The organism is Streptomyces sp. NPDC002130 (assembly GCF_040296465.1).
Taxonomy (GTDB): domain Bacteria; phylum Actinomycetota; class Actinomycetes; order Streptomycetales; family Streptomycetaceae; genus Streptomyces.
The window spans coordinates 1-11,051 of the sequence record NZ_JBEOXI010000261.1 but is presented as its reverse complement, the minus strand read 5'-3'; the positions used below and the strand labels follow the sequence as shown (position 1 = coordinate 11,051).

General features: G+C 72.2%; 6 protein-coding genes, 1 tRNA gene and 1 other RNA gene. 3 read left to right on the top strand and 5 right to left on the bottom strand.

What is annotated here, in order from left to right; all coding sequences use genetic code 11:
- The 5 genes from ABT116_RS34065 to ffs all read right to left on the bottom strand — a co-directional run.
- Positions 1 to 1,381: N,N-dimethylformamidase beta subunit family domain-containing protein (locus ABT116_RS34065; RefSeq protein WP_351641805.1), on the bottom strand; the 1,381-nt coding region annotated here is incomplete at its 3' end.
- A gap of 252 nt (positions 1,382 to 1,633) precedes the next feature.
- Positions 1,634 to 3,577, bottom strand: coding sequence for a hypothetical protein (locus tag ABT116_RS34060; protein WP_351641808.1), 1,944 nt, complete (start codon positions 3,575 to 3,577; stop codon positions 1,634 to 1,636).
- A gap of 409 nt (positions 3,578 to 3,986) precedes the next feature.
- On the bottom strand, positions 3,987 to 5,237 hold the full coding sequence (gene purD / locus ABT116_RS34055) for a phosphoribosylamine--glycine ligase (protein ID WP_351641802.1): 1,251 nt from the start codon (positions 5,235 to 5,237) through the stop codon (positions 3,987 to 3,989).
- Positions 5,238 to 5,388: 151 nt separating this feature from the next.
- On the bottom strand, positions 5,389 to 7,962 hold the full coding sequence (locus tag ABT116_RS34050; protein WP_351641800.1) for a DNA polymerase III subunit gamma and tau: 2,574 nt from the start codon (positions 7,960 to 7,962) through the stop codon (positions 5,389 to 5,391).
- A 113-nt stretch (positions 7,963 to 8,075) separates the two neighbouring features.
- Positions 8,076 to 8,170: signal recognition particle sRNA small type (ffs, locus tag ABT116_RS34045), an RNA gene on the bottom strand.
- A 73-nt stretch (positions 8,171 to 8,243) separates the two neighbouring features.
- On the opposite strand from ffs, the gene ABT116_RS34040 reads away from it, so the two are divergent.
- From ABT116_RS34040 to ABT116_RS34030, 3 genes are all read left to right on the top strand, one after another.
- Positions 8,244 to 8,331 (top strand) — tRNA-Ser (locus tag ABT116_RS34040).
- A 398-nt stretch (positions 8,332 to 8,729) separates the two neighbouring features.
- Positions 8,730 to 9,293, top strand: a complete 564-nt coding sequence (locus ABT116_RS34035) for a WYL domain-containing protein (RefSeq protein ID WP_351641797.1) — start codon at positions 8,730 to 8,732, stop codon at positions 9,291 to 9,293.
- Between the two features lie 61 nt (positions 9,294 to 9,354).
- Complete coding sequence (locus tag ABT116_RS34030; protein WP_351641793.1) at positions 9,355 to 10,776, top strand: ATP-binding protein; 1,422 nt, start codon at positions 9,355 to 9,357, stop codon at positions 10,774 to 10,776.
- Positions 10,777 to 11,051: the final 275 nt, after the last annotated feature.

The following is an 11,051-nucleotide window of genomic DNA, read 5'->3' as shown; positions in this document are numbered from 1 at the left end:
CGAACGTTCCTGCTGCGAAGACCCAGGCGCCGGAGGGTGCGCGGTAGAGGGACGTCTCCTGATGGCGCGGGGCGCCCTCCTTGTCGGTGTACGGGGAGTGGGCGAGCAGCATGCGCTCCTCGTGCTCGGGCAGCGGGGTGCGCGGGAAGTAGCGGTCGGCCTCGCCAGCGACCAGGTTCTCGATCTCGTCGCCCTCGTGCGCCCCGGTCGCCTCCCACAGCCAGTGCCCGGCGTTGCGCACGATCAGCGGGTGCGGTTCGGGCACGGGCCCGGCGTACTGGATGCCCATGAGCTGCTGTTCCGCCCGGTCGATCTCCCGCCACAGCACGGGCTTGCCCGGGCCCCGGCGCTTGCGGCAGGTCAGCAGCCGGTCGGGGACGCCGGAGGGGGAGGGGCCCAGCTCCACCTGCCAGTACATGGAGTTCGCGGAGAGGAAGACCAGCGAGGTGCCGGCGTCGCGGGCGAGCTCCACGGTGGTGCGCATGGCGACCGACCAGTACTCGTCGTGGCCCGGGAAGACCAGACCGCGGTAGCGGGTGGGGTCGACGCGCCCCGCGTGCAGGTCGCCGGCGTCGGCGTAGGCGACGTCGTAGCCGTAGCGCTCGGCCCAGCGGATGAAGTCGTAGGCGTGGCCGACGTGGAGGGGGAGGCCCGCGCCCGCGTACGGGCGGTCGAAGGAGACCGTCGTGGCGGCCTCGGACTCGCCGAGCAGCCGGCCCTTCTCGTCCCAGGCGTGGTAGAGGCTGGCGCCCGTGCGCCCGTCCTCCGGATACAGGTTGTACGCCTGCCAGGTGACGTCGGGCAGCACGAGCAGCAGGTCGGCGGGCTGGTCGTGGCGGACGGTGAAGGGGACGTGGGAGCGGTAGCCGTCGGCGGTGGTGAGGACGGCGACGTACGCGCCGATGTTCCAGTACGAGGGGACCTGCAGCCGCCAGGACAGCCACCAGTGGTGGCAGGAGACCGTACGGTCCGCGGTGAGCGGCGCGGGCTGGACGATGCCGGACAGCCGCGGGCTGGTGGTGATCTTCGCGGCGCCGTCCCCGCCGTAGTGACCGATGCGGTAGATGTCGACGGCGAACTGCTGCGGCGGGTCGACGGTGATGTGGAAGTCGATGGCTTCGCCGGGCGCCACCGCGCCGGTGGAGGTGAAGCCCTTGATCTGGCGGTTGACGTCGTCGGCCGCGCGGGGGCCGCCCGAGCGGCTGCCCTTCTTCGACGGGTGGGAGGCGTCCTGGTCCACGTACCAGGGGACGACCTGGCCCGAGTCGTCGAAGTACGTCACGTTGCCGCGCAGCCACGGAACGGGGCCCTGCCCGAAGGGATCCGTCACGGCATGCGCCAGCGCTCCCGACTCCCAGCGGCGGATCTGCTCCGAACCCATGATCGCTTCCCCTCCCCTTGGCCCCCGTGGTGATGCGTGCCGGTGCGGTGTTCTGTGGTGTGGGCGGTGTTCTGTGGTGCGGGCGGTGTTCTGTGGTGTTTGCGGTGCGTGCGACGCCTTCGCGCTTATGTGTTTGTCGTATGTCGCAAGCTCTTGCCATACACGCGAACGGTCCAAGCACATCACATAACGCGCGCACTTCGTCACTGTTCGTTTTGAATTGGCCAGAACCGGAAGCAGAAGCTCCGGTGGTCAGCCGAGACGGACCGGCTTCTCCGGACGTATGCCGAGCTGGGACAGCCAGACCCGCAGCGGGGTGGCGTCGCCGTCCTCGATGAGGGAGAGGACCTTGGGCGCCAGATCGGCCGTGCGCTCGCCGTCGACGAGGAGGGTCGGGCCGTCCAGCCAGTCCAGGCCCGGGGTCGCACCGGCGGTGTCCATCGCGGCGCAGCAGACCATCGCGGTGAGGTGGTCGGCGAGCAGCTCTCGGGCGGTGCGCGGGGGCTGGAGCGGGAAGAGGGGGAGGGCCCGGTCGTCCCAGAGGGCCGCGAGGTCGGTGGTGGGGGAAGGCGAGGCGGGCGTCGGGGTCGTCGCCGGGGAGGGAGCGGCTTCTTCCCTGGCCAGTTCGGCGCTGAGCCGGGCGGCGAGAGTGGCGCTGGGGGCCGTCGTACCGGAGAGGTCCTCGTCGTCGAGGGGGTCCTGTGTGGCGGTGGTGGCCGGCGTGGTGTTCGTGGTGTTCGTGGTGCCGGTGGTGCCTCCGGGGCCGGGCTTGGGTGTGCCGGGGGCTTCGGGCGGTGCCGTGGCCGGTCTGGAACCGGTCGGGTGTGCTGCGGGGTCCACCGTCGGGTCCGATGTCGGCTCCGCTGTCGGGTCCGTCGCGAGGCTGCCGGCTCCGGTGGTCTCTGTCGTACCCGCAGGGCCCGTGTCCGTGAGGTGGTCGAGGACGCGGGACAGGGTCGGGGCGTCGGTGGCGGAAGCCGCGGGGCCGGTGGCGGGGCGGACGCCCATCGCGTCCAGGACGCGGTGGAGCCGGGCCGCGTCGAGGCGCCACTTGCGGTCCACCACCTCGTCCGGATACTCGCTCCAGTCCACCGGCGACCAGTCTGGCCCGGGCCCTGCGGGGCCGCCGTGGAAGAGACGGGCGGCGAGGAGGGAGGCGGCTTCGTCGACCGTGCCCGGCTCCTCCAGCAGATCGCAGGCCGGTCGCTCACCCAGGCGGGACGCGAAGCCCTCGGCCAGGCGGTCGCGCCGGGACAGCTCCGTGAGCGCCGCGACCACACCGGCGTCCAGCCGGGACGGCCAGCGGCCCATCCGCCAGGCCGGCAGCGCCACCCGGGTCAGCAGCCGGTCCCAGCCCGCGTAGGCCAGGCCCACCTGCTCCTGGGCGACGATCCGCAGCCCGTAGTCCACAGCCTGTGCACGCTCCGCGGCCGCGGCCGCCACGCCCCGCTCCAGCTCGGCGGCATGGATCCGGCAGCTGCGCAGCAGAAGCCGGGCCACCCAGCCGACCCCGGCGAGCACCGCCCGCGACAGCGGGTCGCGGCGGGGCGCCGACGCCACGGCCACCGCGGCGTCCAGGCCCCGGACGAAGCGCCGGGCGGCGGCTATGTCCGGGTGGGCGGAGGGGCCCGTACCGGCGATGACCGGGGCGAGGACCGCGCGCAGCTCGCCGACTCGCATCCACCACAGGAACGGGGAGCCGATGACGAGGACCGGCGCGACGGGTTGCCGGCGGTGCGCCTGCTTCCCCGGCCCCGCTATGTCCTGGTGCTCCTCGACCGGCGGCGGGGCGTGGGACGGGTGGGTGCGGTCCTCCAGCCAGCTGTCGCAGTCCGGGGTGAGCGCTATCGCGGAGGGCGCGGGGACGTCGAGGCGGTCGGCGAGGTCGCGCACCATCCGGTACAGGTCGGGGGCCGCCTCCTCGGTGACCGGGACGGTGGGACTCATGGCGGGCCGGGCCCGGGCGACGACCAGGGCGATCCCGGCCGCGGCGAGCAGCACGAGGGCCGCGACCGGTGTCAGAACCGCCCGGGCCGCGCCCCAGACGGGGCCCTCCAGGCGGTCACCGGCGGCGCCCGCGAGCAGGATCACGGCGACGGCGGCCGGCAGCAGGGCGACGGCCAGGGCACGACTGCGGATGCGCAGCACGGCCAGTGCGCGTGCCCGCGCGACCTGCGCGCCTGCTTCCACACCCATTCCGGTCACGACCGACCTCACCCCCTCCCCGTTGACCCGATGCTTGCCTTGCTCACTCCCCCACTGTGGCACCCGCCACTGACATCGCAATGCCGGTGGGCCAAGTGCCGGAACGCTTGCGCCGCACCCTAGTTGGGGCTCCGCCCCCCGTCAGCCGGATACGGCATCGGTCACCCGATGGAATGGCTTTGGGGAAAGGTGGATGACGCACAGCGAGCATCAGGCCCCCGTCTTCCGCACAGTTCCGGCCACCGCTTCCCCCACACCTCTGGCCATCGCCTCTCCCACCGTCAGGCTCCGCCTTCCCCATATGTCAGGCCCCGGATCCTGAGACGGATCCGGGGCCTGTGGGGTTCATCGGCGGCGGTGGTTTGCCTGGCGTGGTTTGCCTGCCGGGCGCGGGCGTCGGTTACGCGCCTGCCGCCTTCGCGGCGATGTCGGTGCGGTGCTGGGAGCCGTCGAGGCGGATGCGGCCGACGGCCGTGTAGGCGCGGTCGCGGGCCTCGGTGAGGTCCTTGCCGGTGGCCGTCACGGACAGGACGCGGCCGCCCGCGCTGACGACGGCGTCCCCCTCCTGCCGGGTGCCGGCGTGCAGCACGTACGCGTGCGGGGCGTCCTGGGCGGCGACCTCGTCCAGACCGGTGATCGGGTCGCCGGTGCGCGGGGTGCCGGGGTAGTTGTGCGAGGCGACGACGACGGTCACGGCCGCGTCGTCGCTCCAGCGCAGCGGCTCCAGGTGGGCCAGGTTCCCGGTGGCGGCCGCCATCAGCAGACCGGCCAGCGGCGTCTTCAGCCGGGCCAGCACGACCTGGGTCTCGGGGTCGCCGAACCGGGCGTTGAACTCGATCACGCGGACACCCCGGGAGGTGATCGCGAGACCGGCGTAGAGCAGGCCGGAGAACGGCGTGCCGCGCCGCTGCATCTCGTCCACGGTCGGCTGCAGCACGGTCTGCAGCACCTCGTCGACCAGCTTCGGGTCGGCCCACGGCAGCGGGGAGTACGCGCCCATGCCGCCGGTGTTGGGGCCCTCGTCGCCGTCCAGGGCGCGCTTGAAGTCCTGGGCGGGCTGGAGCGGTACGACCGTCTCGCCGTCGGTCACGGCGAACAGGGAGACCTCGGGGCCGTCGAGGTACTCCTCGATGACCACGCGCTCGCAGGCCGCCGCATGGGCCCGGGCCGCTTCGAGGTCGTCGGTGACCACGACACCCTTGCCGGCGGCGAGTCCGTCGTCCTTCACGACGTACGGAGCGCCGAAGGCGTCGAGGGCCGTGTCGACCTCCTCCGCTGTCGTGCAGACGTACGACCGGGCCGTGGGCACCTCGGCCGCCGCCATGACGTCCTTCGCGAAGGCCTTGGAGCCTTCGAGCTGCGCGGCCGGGCCGGACGGGCCGAACACCGGGATGCCCGCGTCGCGCACGGCGTCGGCGACACCGGCGACCAGCGGGGCCTCCGGGCCGACGACCACGAGCTCGGCGCCGAGGCGGGTGGCCAGCGCCGTCACGGCGGCGCCGTCCAGGGCGTCGACCTGGTGCAGCTCGGCGACCTCGGCGATGCCGGCGTTGCCGGGCGCGCAGTGCAGCGCGGTGACGTCGGGGTCGTGGGACAGGGAGTGGCACAGGGCGTGTTCGCGGGCGCCGCTGCCGATGACGAGGACCTTCACGGGGGTCAGCCTAACGGGAGACGCCGGCTTCTCCTTGTGCGGGCTTCCGAAGGGAGGGGGGATCTTGAGCTGGAGGTTCCTCCAAGACAGGCCGGAGCTGCCGTGGCGTCCGCATGGGGGCGGGCCGGGCTGTTCGTTCGTGAACCCCGGGCTATTCGTTCGTGAACTCCTCGACGACCGTCGCCCCCAGCTCCCGGACGATCAGCTCCTGGCCGGAGAGGGCCGACTCGTCGAGGTCGGGGTCGTCGTCCTCGGGGATGTCCTCCTCGACGGAGACGTGGCGCGGCTGCGGGGCGGACGGCTGGGGGACGGAGGCGGTCGGCGCGGAGGCCGGAGTGGAGGTCGCGGCGGGGGTGGGGCCGCTCGACTGCTGGGCGGGAGCGGCCGGGGGAGCCGACGGGGGCGGGGCAGGGCGCTGGGCCGTGGCCGTACCGCCGCCCGCGTTGTATCCGCCGCCGGAGTTGTAGCCACCACCGCCGGGGTTATGGCTGCCGGTGTTGGGACCGCCGGAGGCGTTGTAGCCGCCACCGCCGCCGAACCCGGAGGGGCCGCCCGGCGCGGGCGGTGCGGAGCCGCCCGACGGGTCGACGATCGCCTCGATCTTCCACTGGACGTTGAACTGTTCGCCCAGTGCCTGCCGCAGCACGTCCTCGCTGCCGCTGCTCAGGAAGTTGTCCCGCGCGCCCGCGTTGACGAAGCCGAGCTGCAGGGTCGTGCCGTCGAAGCCTGCCACCTGGGCGTTCTGGCTGAGCAGGATCCAGGTGAAGCGCCGGCGGTTCTTGACCGCCTCCAGGATGTTCGGCCAGAGCATGCGGGGGTCGAGACCGCCGCCGCCCGTGGGAGCGGGACCGGAGACGGGGGCCGGGGCCGTCGGGGCCGGCGCCGGGGGCTGGGCCGCCGGTGGGCTGCTGGGCGCGGGGGCGCTCGCCGGCGGGGTGTTCGCCGGTGGGGTGTTCGCGGGTGGGGTGTTCGCGGGTGGGGTGTTCGGGGCGGGGGCGCCCGAGGCTGCCGTGGGCCAGCCGCCGGGGCGACGGCCGCCGCTTCCGGCGGAGGCGGCGGTGGGCCAGGCGCCGGGGGCGGACTGGGCCGGGGCCGACTGGGCGGGTCCCGCGGGAGCGGAGGCGGCCGGGGCTTCGGCCGGGGTCCGGGCGGTGTCCGGCCCGTCCGGGGCGGAGGGCCCGCCCTGGGGGCTGGGAGCCGGAGAATGAGCCGGGGGCGTGCCTGGTGCCGACGGCGGCGTCCCCTGGCCCGCCGCCGCAGGGCCGGAGCCGGCCGCAGGGGAGGAGCCGGCGGCAGGGGAGGAGCCGGCCGCGGGCGCAGGATGACCGCCTCCACCGCCACCGCCACCGTTGCCCGGTGCTCCGGACGCACGGACCGCCGCACGGGCCGCGGCCGGGCCACTGCCCGGTGGCACCGGAGCGCCACCACCCAGCTGGGCCGGAGCGGCGCCGCCCCCCTGAACCGGAGCGCCGCCCGCGTGAACCGGAGCGGCCGCCGCTCCCCCGTGGCCCTCCGGCCCGGGTGCGTATCCCATGGCGGGCATGCCGGCGGGACCGGCGGAGTAGTTCACGCCGCGCTCGATCCGGTCGAGGCGGGCCATGACGGAGCGCTCGTCTCCGTAGGCGGCGGGGAGCAGGACGCGGGCGCAGATCAGTTCGAGCTGGAGACGGGGCGAGTTGGCGCCGCGCATCTCGGTCAGGCCCTCGTTGACGAGGTCGGCCGCACGGCTCAGCTCGGCGGGGCCGAAGGTGCCCGCCTGGGCCTGCATGCGCTCGATCACATCGGCGGGGGCGTCGATGAGCCCCTTCTCCGCAGCGTCCGGGACGGCGGCGAGGATCACCAGGTCGCGCAGCCGCTCCAAGAGGTCGGCGACGAAGCGGCGGGGGTCGTTCCCGCCCTCGATCACGCGGTCGACGACCTCGAAGGCCGCAGCGCCGTCGCCGGTGGCGAAGGCCTCGACGACGGAGTCCAGGAGCGAGCTCTCGGTGTATCCGAGCAGGGCGGTGGCCATGGCGTACGTCACACCGTCCGCCGCGGCGCCCGCGAGGAGCTGGTCCATGACCGACATGGAGTCACGCACGGAACCGCCGCCGGCCCGCACGACGAGCGGGAGCACGCCGTCCTCGACGGGGATGGCCTCCTTCTGGCAGACCTGGCCGAGGTACTCACGCAGGGTGCCGGGAGGCACGAGCCGGAAGGGGTAGTGGTGGGTCCGGGACCGGATCGTCCCGATGACCTTCTCGGGCTCGGTGGTCGCGAAGATGAACTTGAGATGCTCCGGCGGCTCCTCGACGACCTTGAGCAGCGCGTTGAAGCCGGCCGACGTGACCATGTGGGCCTCGTCGATGATGTAGATCTTGTACCGGCTGCGGGCCGGACCGAAGAAGGCCTTCTCGCGCAGGTCACGGGCGTCGTCCACGCCACCGTGGGAAGCGGCGTCGATCTCGATGACGTCGATGGAACCGGGGCCGTTGCGGGCGAGGTCCTGACAGGACTGGCACTCCCCGCACGGCGTGGGCGTCGGCCCCTGCTCGCAGTTCAGACACCGGGCCAGGATCCGCGCGCTGGTCGTCTTGCCACAGCCGCGCGGCCCGCTGAACAGGTACGCGTGGTTGACCCGGTTGTTCCGCAGCGCCTGCTGCAGCGGGTCGGTGACATGCTCCTGCCCGATGACCTCGGCGAAGGTCTCGGGGCGGTAGCGGCGGTACAGAGCGAGAGACGACACGCATACGAGGTTATAGGCGCCCACTGACATCGGGCCCGGCCCGGACCCGGCCGGGAGATCCGGTCCGGCAGTCCGATCCCGGAAGTCCGGTCCGGGAGATCCCGTCCGGGAACGCAGACGCCCCCCACGCACCCGCCAGAGCCAACCTACCCTTGCTGCCTTCCGGCCCTGGGGGAGTTCAGTCAGATAGCGCCGCGTGAGGGGCTGCGCCAAGGTTACCTGATGTCGGGGGCGGTGAACGAGTTCGCGAGCACTCCTCTCGGTCATGTAATGTTCCCAGCGGAGGATTCGCCTAGAGGCCTAGGGCGCACGCTTGGAAAGCGTGTTGGGGGCAACCCCTCACGAGTTCGAATCTCGTATCCTCCGCCAGTGCCTCACCGGGCACGATGTCGAAGGGCCCCACCCGTTCGCGGTGGGGCCCTTCGACGTTGTCCGTCTCAGTTAATTCATCGTGTTCGGCACTACCGGCCGCAGCCTCGAACCGGGCGAGCGATGGGCGCTGGACCGGGGCCTCCTGGTCCAGGACCGTCACGGCTACGGTCCGGCCCGTATGCCGGCCGAGGTGGCGCTCGCGCTGCGCGGGCCGGGCTGGCACGCTCCGTTCGAGCCCGTCCCGCCTACCGCACGATTGGTGTCTGTCACCCCGGCAGAGGTGGACCGCGAGGCGTCCGCCGCGGCCACGGTATTCGCTTCGCACGCCGCTTCGGTCCTGTCGGCGTGCTCTGCGGCCGCGCCGGCCCGGCTGAAGTCCGGCGGGATCGGTGCGCGTGAACTGGCCCGGATCGGCAAGGCCGCCCAGGCCGAAGACTGTCGCCACACTCCGGGCCGAGGGATACGCCCCCGTCGCCGAGACCGCCGAGGGCACGGTACGGATCGAGAAGACCCGGCCTCAGCGGGCTGCCGGTGCCGTGCCGGCTCCGCGCGGCACAGGCGCATGGGGCACCCGGATCGCTGCCACAGGCGGGGCGAAGGCAGCCGCCGCAGTAGACCCGGGCATCCTGGCGGTCCAGCTGCTGAAGGCCCCGTCGACGCCTCCCGAACCCGCGCCGTTCGACGGAGGAGCGGCCTTCGCCACGGACACCGAGGAGATCGTCGCATGGTGGGCGAAGCACCTGCCGTACAACGACGTCCGTCAGCTCGCCCATGCCATTGATACCGGTGAATCCATCACCGTCGAGTACGTCGCCGCCTCGGGGAACAGGACGGTGCGCACCCTCAGCCGCCTCATGCTCGACCCGCCCTACCTCGAAGCCTGGTGCCACCTGCGAGACGAGGAACGCGTTTTCACCCTCTCCCGAATCCACAGCGTCATGAGCTACCTGCCCGAGTGAGAGGAGATAGTATCGACGGAGATAGTATCTCTGCCGATACTATTCATCCCGGGAGGTTGAGGTGCGCCGCTTCATCGGGCGGGACCGTGAGCTGCGCGTGCTCGGCAACGCTTTGCAGGCGGTGCAGGATGCCGTCGGGTCGGCGAAGCCGGGGCAGTGCGTCCTCATGCGGGGGAGACGGCGGGTGGGAAAGTCCAGCCTCGTCGAGGAGTTCCTCCGGCGGACCGAGACTCCGTACCTCTTCTTCACCGCTGCGGGCGGCACAGCGGAGGACGAGTTGTCGGAACTGCTCGACACCGTTGCCAGGTCCACTCTGCCGGAGCGGAGGCTGTTCGCGGAGGAGACCCCCGATCAGTGGAACGCAGCATTCAGACTCCTTGCGGAGGTCCTGCCCGACGACACCCCCAGCGTCGTCGTCATCGACGAGGTTCCGTATCTCATGGACCGCATCGACGCCTTCGAGGGGATGCTTCAGCGGGCATGGGACCGGCTGCTCAGCCGCAAGCCCGTGCTTCTCCTGCTGGTCGGATCCGATCTGTCGATGATGGAGGCTCTGAACAGCTACGACCGCCCCTTCCACCAGCGGGGCCGGGAAATGATCGTGGGTCCGCTGAACCCTGCTGACATCGGCGAGATGCTCGGCCTGTCACCGGCAGCCGCGTTCGACGCCGCGCTGATCACGGGGGGTCTCCCCCTGATCTGCGCCGAGTGGCGGGCCGGAGCGGATGTCTGGGAGTTTCTCGGCGACTCGCTGGACAACCCGATCTCGGCGCTGCTGGTCTCCGCCGAGCGTTCTCTGGCTGCGGAGTTCCCACCACAGGCGATGAGCAGGGAGGTCCTGCGTGCCATCGGCTCCGGGGAGCGAACCTTCACCAACATCGCTCGCGCGGCCGGCGGCATCGCCCACACCACTCTCACCCGAGCCACTGACGTCCTGACCGAGAAAAGGGTCGTGGCCGCCGAGCTGCCACTCTCACTGCGACCGTCGAAGGAACGTCGCTACCGAGTGGCCGACCCCTACCTGCGGTTCTGGCTCGCGTTTCTGGATCCGCACATGGCGGAGATCGAACGGATGCGGGGAGACCTCACACTGAGCCGGATCAAGGAGCAGTGGACGAGCTGGCGCGGCCGGGCGATCGAGCCCCTGGTCCGGGAATCCCTCGCCCGCCTCCTGCCGGACGGGCTCCTGCCCGCCGCGCCGGCGATCGGCGGGTACTGGACCCGAAGCAACGACGTCGAGATCGACTTGGTGGGCGCCGACCGGCAGCCGGTGGCCAAGCAGTTGCTCTTTCTCGGCTCGGTCAAGTGGCTGGAGAACTCCGCGTTCGACAGCCACGACCTGGCCGCGCTGCAGAAGCACCGGGCAGCGATCACCGACGAGCCGGTGCCACTCGTGGCGGTCTCCCGCAGCGGGATCGGTTGTTCCGGCCTTCAGGCGGTGTACGGCCCCGAGGAACTGCTCAGCGCCTGGCGCAGAGCGTGAGCAGGAACTGAGCCCTGGTGGTTGCAGTTCTGGTTGCATTCGCTGCCGTTCAGCACCGTCCGCCGCCTGCCCTCAGCCGCATTCCGTCGCAGGTCAGAACGTCGCTGATCAACCCCGAATCCCCAGACGAACATTTGGAAAGCGTGTTGGGGGCAACCCCTCACGAGTTCGAATCTCGTATCCTCCGCCAGTGCCTCACCGGGCACGATGTCGAAGGGCCCCACCCTTAGCGGTGGGGCCCGTCGAAGTTGACCCGCGGCCGACGTGGCCGAGGA